We start from the raw sequence: 17,333 nt of genomic DNA, 5'->3' as shown, positions 1-17,333 counted from the left end.
GTCTAATCCGGCACTTCACCTGTTGTCGATTCCACATAGCTATGTATAAACGTTCACCTTTGTGAATGAACAAACAAGGCTCTAAAAATCGGTGCCATGACAAGGGGAAATGAGATGTATGGATGATGTATAACATCTCCGTAAAAAAAGCGGAAAACTTTTTTTATTCACCGTAAAATAAATTGAAAACGCGAGAGATCAGGATGTGAGGATATGAAAATTGAAGAAACGGAATACAAGGAACACGAAGCAGCACTTCGTACATTGATTCAAAAAGGAGACCCGATTGATTTTCAAGATCTATTCCTCTCCCTTCACCCGGGTGAGCAGGCGGATCATTTTATCGAACTGAATCAACATGAGCGGGCATTCGTGTATCGAACCATCTCCCCTGAGGTATTCACCGATCTATTTGAAAAGCTGACGTTAGAGGAACAATGTACATTTATCCAAGAAACACCTCAGCCGTATGCCGTCCGCATCTTAAATGAAATGTATTCGGATAACGCGGCCGACCTGATGCGGGAATTACCCGACGCGTTCATGGACACGCTATTTGAGCAGATGGATGATATCGAGGAACAGGAAGTCAAAGATTTGATGCAGTATCCAGAAGAAACGGCCGGATCGCTCATGACGACTGAGTTCGTCGTCCTTCAAGCTGATAAAACGGTCGGGTTGACCCTTGAAGAGTTGCGTGAACTCGGACCTGATGCCGAGACGATTTATTACTTATACGTTGTCGATCACACCCATCAACTAGTTGGGGTCGTTTCGTTACGAGACTTGATTGTCGCGCCGCTCGAGGCGAAAATCGAGGACATCATGGGATTCCGTGTCATCTCGGCAAACGTCATGACCGACCAAGAAGACTTGGCTCGGATTGTCCAAAAGTATGATTTATTGGCCCTTCCTGTCATCAATGATCAGCAAAAGCTACTCGGCATCATCACGGTCGATGATGTATTGGACGTCATCGAGCGCGAAACGACAGAAGACTTTGAAGAACTCTCCGCAACGAAGGGGTCATCCGATATCAACATGAGTCCGCTCGAGGCGGCGAAAAAACGTGCCCCTTGGATTGTCAGCCTCATGTTTCTCGGCATGATTACGGCCTCGACGATTGGTGGTTTCGAAGATACGCTTGAAACGATTGTGCTTCTCGCCGTCTTCATGCCACTTGTCATGGGCTCTGCCGGGAACGCAGCCACGCAATCACTCGTTGTCGCCGTCCGCTCGATTGCACTCGGGACCATCAATCGAAAGAACGTCATGAAGATGATTCGACGCGAACTCGGGACGGGTATTATTTTAGGAATCGCTTGTATGATTGTCATCTTCGGCGTGATCACGCTGCTGTATGACAATATGCTGATCGGTTTCATTGTCGGAGTTTCCATCTTTGCCGCACTCAGTGTCGCCACAATGATTGGCACGATTGTACCACTTCTCATCAATCGCCTGAAGTTAGACCCGGCTGTCGCCTCGGGACCGTTCATCACGACATTGATGGACAATCTAGGGCTCATCATCTACTTCACGGTTGCGACGTCCATGCTCCAGTTTTTATGACATTCGAAAGAAAATTCGATAATAAAAAGCGGTACTGATTTTGTCAGCGCCGCTTTTACTCGTTATGTTGTTGAGATTCCTCTAACAAACGCTTTTCATTTTCATTGAAAGCCTCGATTTCCTCATCCGTCATCACGTCGTTATGTTCTGCCATATAAGGATGGTCTTTCAATAATGTCTCTAGTTTACTCAAGTCCGCACTGAGCCCGCTTTTTTGATAAAGATTGGATTCTCCTACCGAAGTTAGAGTCCCCGTCCGATTCACTTTGAAATGTCCTTGTTGTAGACCGACAATCCGATACGCATTCTCCATCACGGGTCCTTCATATCTTTGTAAATACAGCAAAACGGTCTCGCCTCGTTTGACGAGCGGGTCTTCTTCCATATTATTTTGTAAGAGGGTGATCGTATCGGCTGACTTCAGTTGACCATTCACGTCTCGATAGACACGCTCCACTTGAATGTATGATTCAAAGAAAGTGACCGAATGATATTCATAAGATCTCGGGTGACTGCTGACTTTGCCGACGATGACGACCGGCGAGCGTGTAGCTAAATCGTCTATATGTCGGAAGCTTTCGGTCACAGCCAAATCACTCGTATTTTCTTCTTTCAGCATTTCACTAAACATGATATAACCTGCTACCACCACAATAGATAACATTCCAATCATCCACTTCTTCACGAGGTCCCTCCCATCGATTCATTCAGCCTCATCGATTTTTTCAAGTACGACCATGATGCAACCGCCCCCAAGTTCATGGTTTCTGCATGATTCGCCCAAAACAATAGGACTACCTTCTTACACTTTAGGGTATTTCCTACAAATACATATAAAACATAAGTAAGGAATGAGGGGATTTCATGACATTTCAACAAGTACTGTACATACTCGTGACCGGTGCTTTGTTCATGGCGCTCGTCGCCTACGTCTCATATCGCATGACGCGAGGAAAAGTCGAAAGTGCCGATGATTATTTCTTAGCAGGTCGCGGTCTAACAGGCGTCTTCATCGCAGGTTCGCTCCTCTTGACCAACTTGTCAGCGGAACAATTGATTGGTTTAAATGGCCAATCGTTCGCCGGCAACATGTCAGCCATGGCTTGGGAAGTGACGGCCGGGATCGCTGCCATCATCATGGCACTCTTTTTACTACCGCGTTTTCTTGGCATCGGAATTTCGACCATTCCTGAATTTTTAAGTCAACGCTATGACGAAGACGTTCGTCGATTGACCGTCCTGTTGTTTCTACTAGGCTATATGTGCGTCACGATTCCGTCTATGCTGTACTCAGGTGGATTGGCCGTCCTACAACTGTTCGACGTGCCGGCCCTTCTCGGCATCAGCTTTGAGCAGTCCCTTTGGCTCGTCGTTTGGTTCATTGGCATCATCGGGGCGATTTATGCTATCTTCGGAGGCCTTCGTGCGGTCGCCGTATCGGACACGTTGAACGGAATCGGACTCATCATCATCGGTTTCCTCGTTCCGACGCTCGGTTTCCTCGCACTAGGGGACGGGAATCTGTTGGACGGGATGAAGACGATTGCGACGACGAATCCCGGAAAGTTGAACGCCATCGGCTCAGCCAACGACTCGGTCCCGTTCCTATCCATTTTTACCGGAATGATTTTTGCGAACTTATTCTACTGGGCACTGAATCAATACGTAATTCAACGGGCCCTCGGTGCAAAAAACTTAGCAGAAGGTCAAAAAGGCGTTCTCTTTACTGGCTATTTGAAGTTACTCGTTCCAATCTTTATGTTGTTACCTGGCGTCATCGCGTTCCATTTGTATGGGTCAAACGTCGAGAAGGCCGACCTCGCTTATCCGAGTCTAATTGCCGAGCTGTTACCGATGTGGCTCATGGGCTTCTTCCTCGCTGTCTTACTAGGTGCCGTATTCAGCTCGTTCAACTCGCTTTTGAATAGTATCGCGACGCTCTTTGTTCTCGACATCTACAAACCGAAGTTCAAACCGGATGCCTCTGACCAAGACTTGATCCGTGTCAGCAAATGGTTCGGGACGTTCGTGGCGCTCGTCTCGTTCTTTGTCGCCCCGAATCTCATGTATGCGCCAGATGGCTTGTGGGACTTGATTCGTCGATTCACCGGTTTCTTCAACATCCCGATTCTCGTCATCGTTTTAATCGGGATGCTCGTCAAACGTGTGCCACCGATCGCCGCGAAGACCGTCGTCTTTTTCCACGTCATCGCCTACTATTTCCTCGTGTGGGGAACGAAACAATGGTTCGGCGTCGAAATCGGCATCAACTTTATCCATATTTACGGAATCCTCTTCGTCATCGAAACGGGAATCATGCTCGTATTTGCGCGTGTACGACCGATGCTGCAAGCAAATCCGATCCAAATCAAACTCGGACGAGTCAAACCGTGGCGGCATGCCCTTTCGACATCGATTTTGCTCGTCGCTTCGATGATTTTCGTTTACCTTGTCTTCTCGCCAATTGGACTCGCTTATGCGAACGGCATCGTTTCCGGATGGTTTGTTCCACTGACAGCAGGACTTGTCGTCGTCACGTCCGTACTCATGTGGGCATCATACCGCTACGGCATTTCTCGTTATGAACGCTATCTAAACAATTTGGGTGAAGAGCCGTCCGATGTAGAAGAACAAAGTAGCTAAACCAATAGACCTCCTTGAACTTACACGTCAAGGAGGTCTATTTTTTGTTGTCGCTTCCGTTCATACATGGCATCGTCCGCACGTTGCCAAAGCGCCTCAATCGTTTCCGGACGAGACGCCCACGCCAACCCGATGGCGACAGAAATCGATTCTTGTTCACAAGCCGCTTCGATTTGACGAACCATTCGTTCACATGCGTCCTCAGGCATCATCTCTAGAAACAAGACGAATTCATCTCCCCCTAACCGATAGACGGAGGATTCGATGTCTTGAAGGATTGTCCCGACTCGTTTCAATAAACAGTCACCAGCTGAATGCCCTTCTTCGTCATTCACGACTTTTAAATCGTTCACATCGAGCACGATGATTCCGACGTTACACGCATTTTCGGCTTGAGCAATCGTTTCTTCAAACGCCCGACGATTGAAGACACCGGTCAAACTATCGTTGCGACTTTCGTACATGAGACGTTCACGCTCGGTCATGGCTGCTTCGATGTTCCGAATCACACCTTGAACCGCTACGATTTCACCATTCTCATAGATCGGCGTGGTGTATTCCTCGAACCATACATAAGCGCCGTCATTCGTGCGCCATCGCTGAAGAATCGCTTCTTCATAGTTGACGCGTCCCGCCACTTTATCGAGCAAGAGACGCCGATCATCCGGGTGGATTCTCCGAAAGCACTCTTGTGCATCTGAATAACTTCGCATCACCGTTCCTTCTCCAAGATATAAATCTAAAGAAGGACTGATGTATCGGAAACGCCAGGTCGGTTTCGTTTCAAAAATGTAAATGACATCTTTCGTTTGATTCCCGAAATGCATAAACGAAAGAGACTGTGCATGTGGCTGTGGACGTTTGTATAGCCACAAAGCAATCAAAAATCCAACGAGTATCCCCCAGAAGAATAACGTCATTGAATCCACTTCCTCTCTATTCGCCCATATCGTACCACGTTCGAGGTCAGACACCTGTCTCAATTCCTGTTATTTGGTAAATGTTTTTTTGAAAATTGAGTAAATTTCAGAGAGGTTGTGACGTACATGATATAGTCGACTTAATGAATCACTCAATAGATGGAGGTTTCTCATGTCACAGTTCACACACCCACCGATTGACGAGACATTTTCGGGTGTCTATTTGGTCGCGAATCGAAACGAATCGATCCACCAGTCATACGGCTATGCGAATCGCTCAGAACAGATTCAACATGATGTGACAACACGGTTCGGAATCGCTTCCGGCTGCAAGCTGTTTACAGCAATCGCGATTTCTCAGTTAGTCGAGCAAGGGAAACTATCCTTCTCCACCTTGCTCGGCTCGTTTCAAACATTCGACTTACCTCATCTGTCACCAAACGTCACCGTGCATCAACTGTTGACGCACACGTCGGGAATCCCTGACTATTTTGATGAGTCCGTCTCTGATGACTTTGAAGCGCTATGGCGTGATATCCCGATGTATCGTTTCCAACAGTTACGTGATTTTCTACCACTGTTTCAACAAAAATCCATGAAAGACGAGCCGGGGTCTCGATTCTCCTACAACAATGCGGGGTATATTCTGTTAGGGTTGATTGTGGAAGAAGTGACCGGTCAATCTTTCACCGATTACGTCGAACAATCGATTTTTCAGCCTGCCGGTATGACCGCTTCCGGATACTTTTCTCTCGATGCCTTGCCTTCTAAAACAGCGCTCGGTTATATCGACCACCCGGACGGCACGTGGCGTACGAATCAATATGCGATTCCGATCAAAGGAGGAGCAGATGGCGGCGCATTTGTGACCGTTCAAGATATGACCCGTTTTTGGAAAGCATTGTTTTCACATCAGCTACTGGACGCCGCATCCACCTCCCTCCTTCTCACACCACATGTGACGATCAATGACCGCGGCGGGAGTTATGGATACGGACTTTGGATTCAACATCACGCTTCGGGAGACGTCTATAAATATCATGTGATGGGATATGACCCCGGTGTCAGTTTCCATTCGGGTTACTATCCAGAAATCGATACCATCTCGGTTATTTGTTCAAATCAATCAGATGGGGCGTTCGACATGATGAAACAGATTGAAATACAGATTGGAGAGCGGCTCGAATGAACATTCGGAATTATATGCAATCAGACTTTGACTCGATTCAACAACTCAATCACGACGAAGGTTGGAACCAATTGGTAGAACGTGACGCATTGACCCGTGAGGCATGGCGTCAATCCAACGTCGCCTATGTAATGGAATCTGAAGAGGGGACGATAATCGCTTATTTGCGCGGATTGACTGATACGACAGTCAGTTTGTATGTCTGTGAACTATTGGTTGCATCCGCATATCGGAAACGCGGCCTCGGTGAACAGCTACTCCGACACGTCCATACACTTTATCCAGACACACGGCTTGAGATGCTCGCAAGTCAAAACTCGCACACATATTATGAAAAATTACGGTTCCGTCCGTTTTATGGGTTTCGAAAAACGATTCACGAATAGGAGGAATGGATATGAAACTTGCTCTCATTACCGGCGCATCACGTGGTCTCGGTCGCGCAATCGCTCAGGAACTACAAGCTAGAGATTACGAGGTAGTCGGTCTCGCTCGCTCACAGGCAGAAGACGTTACGTATCAGCAACGATCAGTCGACCTATCAAACGTCTCGGGGATTGATGCAGTCATTCGGGAGATCACACCGTTTCTAGAGCGGGCTGATTCGGTTTTGCTCGTTCAAAATGCAGCATGGATTGAACCGATTCATCGTGTCGGACAATTAGATGGTGAGAAAGTGACCGCTCATGTCCACGCTAACTTGCTTGCGCCGATGCTACTGGCGAATGCGGTCCTCGCTTTCAATAAGCCGACCGAGTTGATTCATGTGACCTCCGGCGCTGCTAAGCGTCCAATCTCAGGTTGGAGCGCATATTGTGGCACGAAAGCAGGACTCGATCATTTCACAGAAACGCTTGCACTAGAGCTAGAAGGAACCTTACATCGTGCGGCTCTATTCAATCCAGGCGTGATGGACACGTCGATGCAGGCAGAGATTCGTTCTTCTTCGGAAGAGGCGTTTGCTGACCTTGAACAATTCCGTTCATACGAAACAGAAGGACGACTACGCTCTCCTGAGACGGTTGCTCGTGTATTTGCTGAACAGTTGATTGACCGCCCTCTAGAAAATGGCAAGACGTATTCGATTTATGACTTAATCAAATAATTTACCAGGTTAAAAAAAGGAGCACCCTTTCCTCATCAAACCGTCTACACTACATGCATAGATACGTGAAAGGGTGAATCCTATGAAAACAATCGCTGGAGGATTACTGTTATTTGGACTGTTCAGTCTCACCATGTCGTTCACAATGATTGGAGATACCGCCGTCGTCGGGGCGATGGTGAGCGGCGTCTCGATTTTATGTAGCGTCGGGTTGTTATTTGGAGCAACCGAACTAAACAAAGTCCGTCATGACTTGCTCCACAACAAAAAAGCGTCTTTCCCATCTGAATGAGGGAAAGACGTTTTTGATTCAATCTTCTTCGTATTCCTCTAATAAATCATCAACATCGTATTCTTCGAAGTCGTCTTCGTCGATAAAGATATCACGATCGTTCACGACGTGAATCGGGCCATTGGCCACATCGATTCGAATCGTCCACGCCCAAGGAATGCGTAACCGGTTATAGACACCTGTCCAGAACTCCATTGATTCTTGCTCATACTGCTCAAATTCTGTCAGAAGTTCTTTGAACGACACACCTGTTAACTGAAAGTTTGAATCTTGGAGCCGTTGAAGCGCATGATGTTTCGCTTCTAATTCGGCCGCTCGAACCATTTCCTCAGCTGTCGCCATCTCCAGGATTGTCCCGTCTGGTGGGAGAATATCGTATACGTTGAACAATTCGCCTTCTTCTACTTCTACATCATCAAACTCATAGTCATCGTGCCGCATACTACATTCCTCCTTACGCAATTTGAATCCCCTTTATTGTACCACTCTCTCCCCCATTCCCCCTAAAGTTTCGTGCATATATTTCATTTCGCGAGGGAAAGAGTGTTAGAGTGAGGACATCCATAGGAAAAGAGGTTAAGCAGATGAATGAATCATTCCAAGCACTTGTGCTCGACCAGCACGAGGAACGCCTTCATGCCGAAGTAAAAGAAGTCAAAGCCGACGTCCTTCCGAAAGAAGAAGATGGGAACGTCTTAGTCGAAGTCCACTATTCCGCATTGAATTATAAAGATGCGCTCGGATTAACGACTTCTGGTAAAATCGTCAATCGCTATCCGTTCATTCCGGGATGCGAATTCGTTGGAACTGTCGTCGAATCTGACCACCTCGACATCAAAGTTGGGGACGAAGTGATCGCCACTGGTTTCGGGATTGGGGAACGGCACTTCGGTGGATTTAGCCAGTATGCGCAAGTGCCGGGGAAATGGCTCGTGAAGTTACCGAAAGGAATGAGCATGCGGGATGCGATCGCCATCGGAACACCAGGACTTACCGCCATGCTTTCCATTGATGCACTCGAACACGCAGGTGTGCGTCCGGGTGAAGAAGTACTCGTCACAGGCGCGACAGGTGGTGTCGGAAGCTTCGCGATTACGTTACTTCGTCGTCTCGGCTACCATGTCGTCGCCTCGACCGGTAAAACAGATTCACCATACTTACGCTCACTCGGTGTCGAGACGATCATCGATCGGAGCGAATTAGAAGGACCTGTTCGTCCCCTCGCCAAGCAACGCTTCGATGCCGCAATTGATTCGGTCGGTGGGAATACACTCGCCAACATTTTGAGTCAGACAAGATACGAAGGTGCTGTCGCCGCATGCGGTCTCGTCGGAGGCGCCGAGTTGCCAACGAGCGTCTATCCGTTCATCTTACGTGGCGTGAAACTCATCGGAATCGATTCGGTCATGCAACCGATGACACGCCGTACGAACGCATGGGAACGTCTCGAAGAACTCATCGACACGAAAGTTCTCAATGAAATGATTCATGAGATTCCGTTACACGACGTCCCTCGCCACGCCGAAGCAATGATGCGTGGCGAATTGAGTGGTCGCACCGTCGTCCGCCTTCGCTAAGCCCATCAAAAGAGGCTGAATCGCTCACGATTCAGCCTCTCTTCTCTCTATTCTCCATGGTGTGGAATCAGATCGTAAATCCGGCCGGTGCATCTTTTACGACGACGAGCACTTTGCCCTGATCTAACTTTTCTTCGAGGCGCTCTGCCTCTTCTTTTGTGAAGCCGAGCTCCTGAAAATCGGCTCGTAATTCGTCCCCTTTTTTACGGAACACGTTTTTGGCGGCTGTCCCCAAGCCGACGTCACTTGCTGAAACGGTGTTCGCATCGGCATTATCCGCGACACGTTTACTCCGGTCATCGTCATGTGTGATGACGTAGATGTTGGACTCATCAATCCCATTTGTTTTCATCGATTGAACGGCGGTAACGACTTCTTCATCATTTGTAAATTCTTTGTACAAAACTGACATGTCTATTCTCCTCCTTCAATTCTACTACATTAATAGTTATTACCTTCCTAGCTTATTTCCACACATTAAAAAACGATGACAAACGTCATCGTTTTGTTAAACGGCAGGCTCCTGCCCTTTTCGTTTTTTCAATTCTTCCAATAAAATGTTCGATTCATTAAATGGAATCGACTGTCGACCGATTCGTTCGATGTGGTCATGTCCTTTCCCGACGACCACGACACGCTTCCCCGCTAACGCTTGTTTTGCAGCATGGCGGAGCGCATCTTCTCTTGCTTCAAACGTCACATACTTCACATCCGGTTGGATACCTTTTACTAAATCACGAATGATTTGTTTCGGGTCTTCCATGCGGACATCATGTACGGTGACAATCACTTCGTTTGAATAACGGCTTGCGATCCGACCCATGTCTTGACGTTTCGTGGGATCACGGTCTCCTGCCGCACTTAACACAACGACAAGTGCACGGTCGTCTTGTTGCAATGTGGACAAACATTTCTCTAGCCCGTCTGGTGTATGCGCGTAGTCGATATAAATCTCAGCATCCTCTGTAGCTAAACGTTCCAATCGTCCCTTTGGCAAAGTGAGTCCTGGAACATTTGAAACAACGGTCCGTAGCGCCATATCCGAAGTCGACACAAGTCCGATTGCCGCTGCTAAGTTCGCTGCGTTGAATGCCCCCATAAATCGAACAGGCACTTCGAGCTTAAACTCTTTCATATTGACGAGTACCGTCTCTTCACGCCAAATGACTTGAATGTCGGCCTCGATTTCCTCTTTTGTACTATACATAATGGCTTGACGTGTCGGCGCAAACTCAGCCATGACATGACTGGCCGGATCTTCCGCATTTAACACAATGGCCTCACCATTCGTTACTTCCACCTGTTCAAACAGTCGCGCTTTTGCTCGGGCGTACTCATCCATAGAACGATGGTAGTCCAAATGATCATGCGTCAAATTCGTAAACGCGGCCGCATGAAAATGAATTCCCGCCACGCGACCTTCCATTAATGCATGCGATGATACTTCAAGTACGCAATCTGTGATGCCTGCATCGACCATCTCTGCCAAGATACGATGTAAGACGATGGCTTCCGGTGTCGTATTGGCTGTTTCAACCGTTTGATTATGAAAACGCGCGCCAATCGTACTAACGATTCCGGCATGACGTCCTGAAAGACGTAACAAGTCATAAGTTAGTGTCGCTGTCGTGGTTTTCCCGTTCGTTCCCGTCACACCGTATATACGCATCCGATGAGAAGGGTGGTCATAAAATACACTCGCAACCGCTCCTGCCGTCTGCTTCGTATCAGCAACAACCACATTTGGTACATCGAGATCGAGTGGATATTCTGAGATGACCGCACTCGCACCGTTAGCGACGGCATCTTCCGCAAACTTATGACCGTCAACCGTATAGCCGCGAATGCAAATAAAGACATTCCCTGAACTGACCTTTCTAGAGTCCGTTTCGACTCCGGTCACCCATGGATCAAAGATGTCATCCATCTCATTTTGTAGAATGGCGGATAAACGTTTCGTTCTCATGCTGTGTACGTCCTTTCTCATGGGTGTCGCTAGGTTCATAAACCTTATCGTCATGTTACTAGATTTAAACGGCAATTGAGATGACAAATATATTACTTCCCGTTTTCAAAGGGAAGCAATCACTTCACAAAAAAAACCTAGACGTTTCATTCACGTACTAGGCTCCTCTTCCTTAAATGCTAGATGATGTTTAGTTAACTCGTTTTGCAGGACGTGGATGGCATTAGGACCAACGCCATGCCAATTCTCTACTTCACGACGCGTATAAAGAGACAAGTCATCTAAGAAATCGACTCCTTTTGACGTCAAAGCTCTTTTGGCTGGTGCAGCTAATTTCGGTAAGGCAATCATCCGATCTCCACCTTCCGCTTTCTAAATCGTTCGTTGATGGGAATACAGGCAAGAACTTGTTCGATTCGAAATGTTCGTCTGGCCCGTTTATTCAAATCCCACGCCACGACATGTTCTCCTTGCACTTTCATCAATTTGACCCGCCGCTTTGAAAACACTCCATGTCGATCCACATACACCATTTCTGTGACCAGACCCGAACGCATCCATCGTAACAATTCTTCTCTCATCCTGTTTTCCCTCCTTTTCTTTATTGTACAGAACATTTGTTCGTATTTCCATCAATAAGCTGTTCGCTATTTCAAATTTCGATTATGATGAAGGAAATCAAACGAGAGAGGGAACACACGATGACTTATGTATTATTACTCATCTTGGCAGCCTTTTTATTTGGAGCCATGATTTTCGCTGCCTTGGCCTTACCAAACCTTCGCAACATTTTATTCAATCGCGGCAGTTTATTCAATCAACAAAGTGAAACGGTCACCTGCCCGAATTGTAAAACGTCATTCAAACGTGCGCCGGGAGATGCGCAGACTTGTCCGAATTGTTATCACACGTTTTGAATCGTTGTGGGACATGCATATTCGACCGCTATTCTTCATATTCCTTGGTTTGAACGGGAGCAGATGAGTGAAAGAACAGAGAGGATGCTTTATCTGCATAAAGTTCCTGATTCTTTTATCGTTGAAACCTTCATTCCATACGAAAGGGGTTGCATATGCTTCCTACACTCGATGAACGCCTGGTCGATCAAATCCGTCTTAAAAATCGCCAAGCCTTAGAACATTTATACGCGCGCTATGAAAGTTTGCTTTATCGATATGCGCTTCATCTGAATAACCATCCTGCAATTGCAGAGGCGGCCATGACCGATTTATTTTGTCGGATTTGGCAACAACGTCTCGACTTCAATCCACATTCCGAAACGATTCGTGCGACCCTCATCCGTTCTTTAGAGGAAATCATGCATTATATGAAAGAAGAAAAATCAAATTCCAACACTTCTAAAATCCCTTCAGCATAAGGTTTTGTTGTCATCTCCGGATACATCTGTTTTGCCTGTTCGGTCGCATTGCCCACTAAATAGCCTTTTCCAACATGCGCTAACATCCCAAGGTCATTCCCACTGTCGCCGAACGCATACGCATCTTTGCGTGAAAAGGAAGTAGTGGCGCATACATATCGAACACTGGATTCTTTACCGGCATGGAGCGGGTAAAAATCAATATCCCATGCATCCATCGGATCACCTGCTTTCGGATTGCATCGGCTGATATTGACAGCAATCCCTTCCTGATCAGCTAGCATGCGAAATGTTTCACTCCAAGACCCGATTTGGTCACGGAGGTAATAACTCCGGATCCAAGGACTCGTCCCAAAACCCGGTTGCGCCTCTAGTTCAACCTGCATCTTTCCAATCTGTGACGCAACACGTTCCACACGAGATACAAAATCACTTGGGAATGACGCTTGATACGGTTTTTCTAAGGAAAACGTTCCGTCTAGGTCAATCCGATACAATTCCGTACCTAAACTTGAAGCGATACGGTGAGGCCAAAAGCGAAGGTTTGCCTGCTCAACTTTTGCCATTAGCGATTCGAGTGAACTACCCGTCACCCACATCGTCGACAATTGATGGGAGTAGCGTTCTAATAAGTCTTCGAGCCGTCGAACGGATGCCAATTGATCTGGTGTACATGCATGAGGAAAGTAGGTTTCATCAAAGTCAAAGCATACGAGGGTGTGTCCTTCATTCGTAAATCGTTTCATGATCTCGTCTCCTTATCGTTTTCTCTTTCTCCTATAGTACAATGAAACAAAGGAGGCATCTTATGATTTCACGACTCACTCAGACCTATTGCCAATTGAGTAGCTTGATTACCGGATTCCTTATTGTCTTTTCTTTTCTTTTTGGCATTCGCACATACTTCTTTTGGGCGACGGTGAGCGCTCCCTTAACCGCAATCGGATTGATGCTGATGACGGCGATTGGGCTAAGTGTCATCACCTACCTTCTTTCAGAGAAATTAAGATTATTCATTTATTCGAAGCTTCCGTCTCAAACCGGAACATGTTCAATAAATCGTCATACAAAATAGTCATCCATTTTTCTATTTTGTACGTTAGATCAATACAAGGGACCTCCCTTCTGCGCAAAGGAGTATGTTATGACTGACTTAGAGTTATATGAGCGTGTCAGGCAAAAGGACAAAGAAGCGCTCGAAATATTGTATGATCGATACGAACGCATTTTATACGCATTTGTCCTACAACTGACAAAAGATCGTGATTTGGCTGAAGAAGCCATGCAAGAAGTATTCATCAAACTTTGGCGTGGCGGAGGCGTTTACGATGAGTCAAAAGGAAAGTTTCGTTCTTGGCTCTTCACGATGAGCCGTCATGTGGCCATCGACTTAATTCGGAAGCGTAAACCGGATCTACAACTAGACGAATCTTACGCTGAGGCCATTCCTTCCGAGTCACCGTCCGTTGAGAAAGAAGTCGAGTGGCAAGAAGAGCGTGCTCAAATCGAGACAGCCATGGCCACATTACCTGCCGAACAGCAGCAGGTCGTCCGACTCATGTATTTCCAAGGACTGAGCCAGCAAAAAATTGCTGATGCATGTGGCATCCCGCTCGGAACGGTAAAAGGAAGGATTCGACTGGCGCTGAGGCAACTGAGGAAACAGTTATCCCATGAATTCATCGGAAAGGAGGTAGAACAATGAACGCATGCGATCAATTGATTGACTACTTCAACCAACATTTAACGGAAGAAGAGCGAATGAAATTTGAACAACATCTGGCAACGTGTAAGGACTGTCAAGAAGAGCTCGAACAACTTGAAGCTCTTGTCGGTGGCGTCGCGTTCTTGTCTACTCCGACTGAGCCACCCCGAGGCATGAAAGCGCGTGTCCTCGATCGTGTATTCGAAGAAGACAATGAACCCGTCACAACAACCGACACTTCTACATCAGTTCCATCGGCGACACCGTTCAAACAGAAGAAGAAACGGAACGTACCGGTCTGGGGAATGGTCGCTTTAGCAGCGGCGCTCCTGCTCTCCTTGATTGGAAATGGATATTTGCTTACCAATCAACCCGATGCCCCTGGCATCACACTGACCGAATCAATCCCACTTGAAGGTGAGTCTGAAGGAACCGCTTATCTTGCAGAGCAGGACGGGACGACACAACTGATCGTCCAAACGAACGGCCTAGCCTCACTCGATGCCAATGAGGTGTATCAAGTATGGCTCTTAAAAGATGGTGCCCCGATTCCGACCGGCGCTTTCGTCACCGATGACAAAGGGAACGGGACGGTCATCTACACACTCGACTCGGATGAAGTCGACGTCGACTGGGATACCGTCGCCGTCACAAAAGAACCGAATCGCGGAAATGAGACGCCACAAGGTGAAATCGTCTTAAGTGCTAGTCTTTAATCCTTGAACCGGACACATTCGTTGTCCGGTTTTTTGTTATGATGAACTAAAGGAGTGAATGGGATGCAAAAACCAAAAATCGGTATTGTCGGACTTGGAAATATCGCTCAAAAAGCGTATTTACCCATCCTTTCGATTCATCCTCGAATCGAGGTGGTCGGCGCCTTTTCCCCGAACACATCTAAGCGAGACATGATTTGCCAAACGTATCGAATGACCTCGTTCGACACGTTAAATGAACTCGCCTCATCCATCGATGCAGCGTTCGTACATAGTTCAACGGAAACCCATTATGACATCGTATCGTATTTATTAGAGCACGGCGTCGATGTTTACGTTGATAAACCCCTCGCCGCAACGGTAGAAGAAGCAGCGCAACTCGTTGAACAAGCTGAAAGACTTGGTCGAAAGCTGATGGTCGGGTTCAACCGACGCTTTGCACCGATGTATATGCGTCTACAACATGAGTCCCCTACCCACATGATTGATGTGGTGAAGCATCGAGAGAACGATGTCGGTCCAAAGGATGCAACCTTCACCTTACTCGATGATTACTTACATGTCGTCGATACGTTGCGTTTTCTCGCTGGTACCGAGCTCACACTCGTCTCAGGTCAAGTCGAGATCAATGACAAGGATGAGCTTCGATTTGCCCGCCACGTGTGGCAAGACGAGTACGGAATGCACACGACATCGATGCATCGCACGGCCGGAGTGAATCACGAGCACGTCTCGATCGTTCGTGACGGAGAACGATTAACCGTCGACGAGATGGTCACGCTACATCGTTTCAAAGAAAGTCGGCATGAAGTCGAAACGTTCGGTTCATGGGACACGACACTCGTGCAACGAGGATTCCAGGGCGCGATTGACCATTTCATTTCTGCACTCATCGATGATACAGCGATTTTAACCGACGGTCGTACCGCACTTGAGACACAACGACTGGTCACGAACTTAATCAACTAAAGGAGGGATACACATGGATTTCTTTTTCTACATCATGGTCATGGTGATTGTCGTTTCATCGGTCGGCGCCAATACGATCATTAAAACGAAAGAAGCACGTGTCGAAGAACGTCGCTTGAAGATTGAAGAAGAAAAACTCGCGATTCAACGGCTTGAACTCGAAATGAAACGCGAACAAGACAAGCTCGAGCATCATGGATTTTAATAAAAGCGGTCGCCCTCTAACATGAAGGCGACCGCTTTGTCGTCAAAGATTGCGTTCTGAAATCGGCAGTTGTTGTCGCCGTTCTGCGAGCATCGACCACGTCACAGCCGTCATGATACAACCGGCACCGATAAAGAAGTTAAGATGGATCGTCTCGTTCAAAACGAGCCAACCGAGCGTCCCGCCAACCAAGGGTTGAAAGAAGAAAAAGAGTGACCCGACACTCGCATCCATCAATTCAAGCCCTTTGTTCCAAAAGAAGAACGCCCCTGCTGTTGATATAATCCCGATATAGAGGATACTAAGCCAAAGGACGCCATTTAACTTTGGCCACCCTGATTGCATGACCTCCACACTCATCAAAGGCGTCATCAACAACCAGGCAACTCCAATCGCAAACGTCGTCAGTGTCAACGTCGATAAGGTCTGTGTCCCGATTTTCACATAAATCGACATGAGTGCCCACGTCACGGCAGCTAGAACAAGTATGAAACTGCCTACTCGATACGTCCCTTCCCCTTCCCAACCGACGACGATGAGAACACCGACCGTTGCCAGCCCAAGCGCTCCAATCTTGACAGGAGTCAGTCGTTCTTTCAATAAGATTCGGGCAAATAAGACCATGAAAGCTGGTGTCGCTGCGGTCACAAGGGAGCCGGTATGTGCATCCGATAGCTTCGTTCCGATAAATTGAAACGAAATCGAAGCGACGTATCCAATGACGCCGACGAGTCCGATCCACTTCCAATCCGCCCGTCGAATCGATTCCCGTCCAAACCGAAACCAAACGACGAAAAGGACCATAAATGCAACAGCGTATCGTAACCAGACGAACGTGAACGGTTCAATATATGCGAGCGCATATTTACTGACCACATACATCCCGCCCCATATACTCGCCGCAAGGGTCAAACTGAGTGCTCCTAGCCATTCTTTCCTCATTTCTTCGCCTCCTCGATGGCGAATATATACGACATCCTTGCTTCCATTTCCTTTATTTTCATTGTCAGTCGTAAGAAAAACGTTTACAATCAAGACATAGATGAATGAAAGGAGGTAGAAAGGTGAAATTTGTCGGACGTACGCATTGGACAAC

23 protein-coding genes are annotated in these 17,333 nt (G+C 47.2%); 13 read left to right on the top strand and 10 right to left on the bottom strand.

The window, feature by feature from the left end; translation table 11 throughout:
• The first annotated feature begins 213 nt into the window (after window positions 1–213).
• A complete protein-coding gene (gene mgtE / locus KNO94_RS12825; RefSeq protein WP_214780301.1) occupies window positions 214–1,572 on the top strand; it encodes a magnesium transporter in 1,359 nt (452 codons plus the stop codon).
• Window positions 1,573–1,627: 55 nt separating this feature from the next.
• Here the strand turns inward: mgtE and KNO94_RS12820 are convergent, their stop codons facing one another.
• Window positions 1,628–2,257, bottom strand: coding sequence for a hypothetical protein (locus KNO94_RS12820; RefSeq protein WP_214780299.1), 630 nt, complete (start codon window positions 2,255–2,257; stop codon window positions 1,628–1,630).
• Window positions 2,258–2,436: 179 nt separating this feature from the next.
• Between KNO94_RS12820 and KNO94_RS12815 the strand changes: the two genes are divergently transcribed.
• Window positions 2,437–4,215 carry a solute:sodium symporter family transporter gene (locus tag KNO94_RS12815; protein ID WP_214780297.1) on the top strand — a complete coding sequence of 593 codons (1,779 nt, stop codon included), beginning with the start codon at window positions 2,437–2,439 and terminating at the stop codon, window positions 4,213–4,215.
• Window positions 4,216–4,235: 20 nt separating this feature from the next.
• Here the strand turns inward: KNO94_RS12815 and KNO94_RS12810 are convergent, their stop codons facing one another.
• The gene (locus tag KNO94_RS12810; RefSeq protein ID WP_214780295.1) at window positions 4,236–5,189 is read right to left on the bottom strand and encodes a sensor domain-containing diguanylate cyclase; all 954 of its coding nucleotides are present in this window, start codon (window positions 5,187–5,189) and stop codon (window positions 4,236–4,238) included.
• A gap of 118 nt (window positions 5,190–5,307) precedes the next feature.
• On the opposite strand from KNO94_RS12810, the gene KNO94_RS12805 reads away from it, so the two are divergent.
• The 4 genes from KNO94_RS12805 (at window position 5,308) to KNO94_RS12790 (ending at window position 7,721) form a co-directional block, all read left to right on the top strand.
• Complete coding sequence (locus KNO94_RS12805) at window positions 5,308–6,324, top strand: serine hydrolase domain-containing protein (protein WP_214780293.1); 1,017 nt, start codon at window positions 5,308–5,310, stop codon at window positions 6,322–6,324.
• Window positions 6,321–6,710, top strand: a complete 390-nt coding sequence (locus tag KNO94_RS12800; RefSeq protein WP_214780291.1) for a GNAT family N-acetyltransferase — start codon at window positions 6,321–6,323, stop codon at window positions 6,708–6,710. The genes KNO94_RS12805 and KNO94_RS12800 overlap by 4 nt, the downstream gene beginning before the upstream one ends.
• Window positions 6,711–6,721: 11 nt before the next feature.
• Window positions 6,722–7,429: an SDR family NAD(P)-dependent oxidoreductase gene (locus KNO94_RS12795; RefSeq protein WP_214780289.1), complete on the top strand. Its 708-nt coding sequence runs from the start codon at window positions 6,722–6,724 to the stop codon at window positions 7,427–7,429.
• A gap of 82 nt (window positions 7,430–7,511) precedes the next feature.
• Window positions 7,512–7,721 (top strand): hypothetical protein, encoded by a 210-nt coding sequence (locus KNO94_RS12790; protein WP_214780287.1) that lies wholly within the window; start codon window positions 7,512–7,514, stop codon window positions 7,719–7,721.
• A gap of 18 nt (window positions 7,722–7,739) precedes the next feature.
• Here the strand turns inward: KNO94_RS12790 and KNO94_RS12785 are convergent, their stop codons facing one another.
• Window positions 7,740–8,162: a hypothetical protein gene (locus KNO94_RS12785; protein ID WP_012727530.1), complete on the bottom strand. Its 423-nt coding sequence runs from the start codon at window positions 8,160–8,162 to the stop codon at window positions 7,740–7,742.
• A 143-nt stretch (window positions 8,163–8,305) separates the two neighbouring features.
• On the opposite strand from KNO94_RS12785, the gene KNO94_RS12780 reads away from it, so the two are divergent.
• Window positions 8,306–9,298 (top strand): MDR family oxidoreductase, encoded by a 993-nt coding sequence (locus KNO94_RS12780; RefSeq protein ID WP_214780285.1) that lies wholly within the window; start codon window positions 8,306–8,308, stop codon window positions 9,296–9,298.
• A gap of 67 nt (window positions 9,299–9,365) precedes the next feature.
• Here KNO94_RS12780 and KNO94_RS12775 read toward each other — a convergent pair whose 3' ends face one another.
• The 4 genes from KNO94_RS12775 to KNO94_RS12760 all read right to left on the bottom strand — a co-directional run bounded on the left by KNO94_RS12775 (window position 9,366) and on the right by KNO94_RS12760 (window position 11,845).
• Entirely contained in the window at window positions 9,366–9,710 is a 345-nt protein-coding gene (locus KNO94_RS12775) for a YflT domain-containing protein (protein ID WP_078147786.1), read from the bottom strand.
• A 96-nt stretch (window positions 9,711–9,806) separates the two neighbouring features.
• On the bottom strand, window positions 9,807–11,264 hold the full coding sequence (locus KNO94_RS12770) for a UDP-N-acetylmuramoyl-L-alanyl-D-glutamate--2,6-diaminopimelate ligase (protein ID WP_214780283.1): 1,458 nt from the start codon (window positions 11,262–11,264) through the stop codon (window positions 9,807–9,809).
• 150 nt (window positions 11,265–11,414) lie between these two features.
• Window positions 11,415–11,615, bottom strand: a complete 201-nt coding sequence (locus tag KNO94_RS12765) for a helix-hairpin-helix domain-containing protein (RefSeq protein ID WP_214780281.1) — start codon at window positions 11,613–11,615, stop codon at window positions 11,415–11,417.
• The gene (locus KNO94_RS12760; protein WP_214780279.1) at window positions 11,612–11,845 is read right to left on the bottom strand and encodes a hypothetical protein; all 234 of its coding nucleotides are present in this window, start codon (window positions 11,843–11,845) and stop codon (window positions 11,612–11,614) included. The genes KNO94_RS12765 and KNO94_RS12760 overlap by 4 nt, the downstream gene beginning before the upstream one ends.
• Window positions 11,846–11,965: 120 nt before the next feature.
• Here KNO94_RS12760 and KNO94_RS12755 point away from each other — a divergent pair, with 120 nt between their 5' ends.
• Window positions 11,966–12,181, top strand: a complete 216-nt coding sequence (locus KNO94_RS12755; protein WP_214742241.1) for a zinc ribbon domain-containing protein — start codon at window positions 11,966–11,968, stop codon at window positions 12,179–12,181.
• Between the two features lie 155 nt (window positions 12,182–12,336).
• Entirely contained in the window at window positions 12,337–12,642 is a 306-nt protein-coding gene (locus KNO94_RS12750; protein WP_214780277.1) for an RNA polymerase sigma factor, read from the top strand.
• Here the strand turns inward: KNO94_RS12750 and KNO94_RS12745 are convergent.
• Together KNO94_RS12745 and KNO94_RS12740 are read right to left on the bottom strand one after the other, a co-directional pair.
• Window positions 12,588–13,388: an HAD family hydrolase gene (locus KNO94_RS12745; RefSeq protein ID WP_214780275.1), complete on the bottom strand. Its 801-nt coding sequence runs from the start codon at window positions 13,386–13,388 to the stop codon at window positions 12,588–12,590. The two genes, KNO94_RS12750 and KNO94_RS12745, sit on opposite strands and share 55 nt — an antisense overlap.
• An 85-nt stretch (window positions 13,389–13,473) precedes the next feature.
• Complete coding sequence (locus tag KNO94_RS12740; protein ID WP_214780273.1) at window positions 13,474–13,623, bottom strand: hypothetical protein; 150 nt, start codon at window positions 13,621–13,623, stop codon at window positions 13,474–13,476.
• Window positions 13,624–13,786: 163 nt separating this feature from the next.
• On the opposite strand from KNO94_RS12740, the gene KNO94_RS12735 reads away from it, so the two are divergent.
• The 4 genes from KNO94_RS12735 to KNO94_RS12720 all read left to right on the top strand — a co-directional run bounded on the left by KNO94_RS12735 (window position 13,787) and on the right by KNO94_RS12720 (window position 16,237).
• Window positions 13,787–14,347 (top strand): RNA polymerase sigma factor, encoded by a 561-nt coding sequence (locus KNO94_RS12735; protein WP_214687656.1) that lies wholly within the window; start codon window positions 13,787–13,789, stop codon window positions 14,345–14,347.
• Window positions 14,344–15,063 (top strand): anti-sigma factor, encoded by a 720-nt coding sequence (locus tag KNO94_RS12730; protein ID WP_214780271.1) that lies wholly within the window; start codon window positions 14,344–14,346, stop codon window positions 15,061–15,063. Before KNO94_RS12735 ends, KNO94_RS12730 begins: the two co-directional genes overlap by 4 nt.
• Before the next feature lie 63 nt (window positions 15,064–15,126).
• The gene (locus tag KNO94_RS12725; protein WP_214780269.1) at window positions 15,127–16,032 is read left to right on the top strand and encodes a Gfo/Idh/MocA family protein; all 906 of its coding nucleotides are present in this window, start codon (window positions 15,127–15,129) and stop codon (window positions 16,030–16,032) included.
• A 13-nt stretch (window positions 16,033–16,045) separates the two neighbouring features.
• The gene (locus KNO94_RS12720) at window positions 16,046–16,237 is read left to right on the top strand and encodes a hypothetical protein (RefSeq protein WP_214780267.1); all 192 of its coding nucleotides are present in this window, start codon (window positions 16,046–16,048) and stop codon (window positions 16,235–16,237) included.
• 42 nt (window positions 16,238–16,279) lie between these two features.
• Here the strand turns inward: KNO94_RS12720 and KNO94_RS12715 are convergent, their stop codons facing one another.
• A complete protein-coding gene (locus KNO94_RS12715; RefSeq protein ID WP_214780265.1) occupies window positions 16,280–17,179 on the bottom strand; it encodes a DMT family transporter in 900 nt (299 codons plus the stop codon).
• Window positions 17,180–17,333 lie beyond the last annotated feature (154 nt).

The organism is Exiguobacterium sp. s22, from assembly GCF_018617455.1.
GTDB lineage: Bacteria > Bacillota > Bacilli > Exiguobacteriales > Exiguobacteriaceae > Exiguobacterium.
The sequence above is the reverse complement of the archived record's forward strand: the minus strand, read 5'-3'. Positions and strand labels throughout refer to the sequence as shown.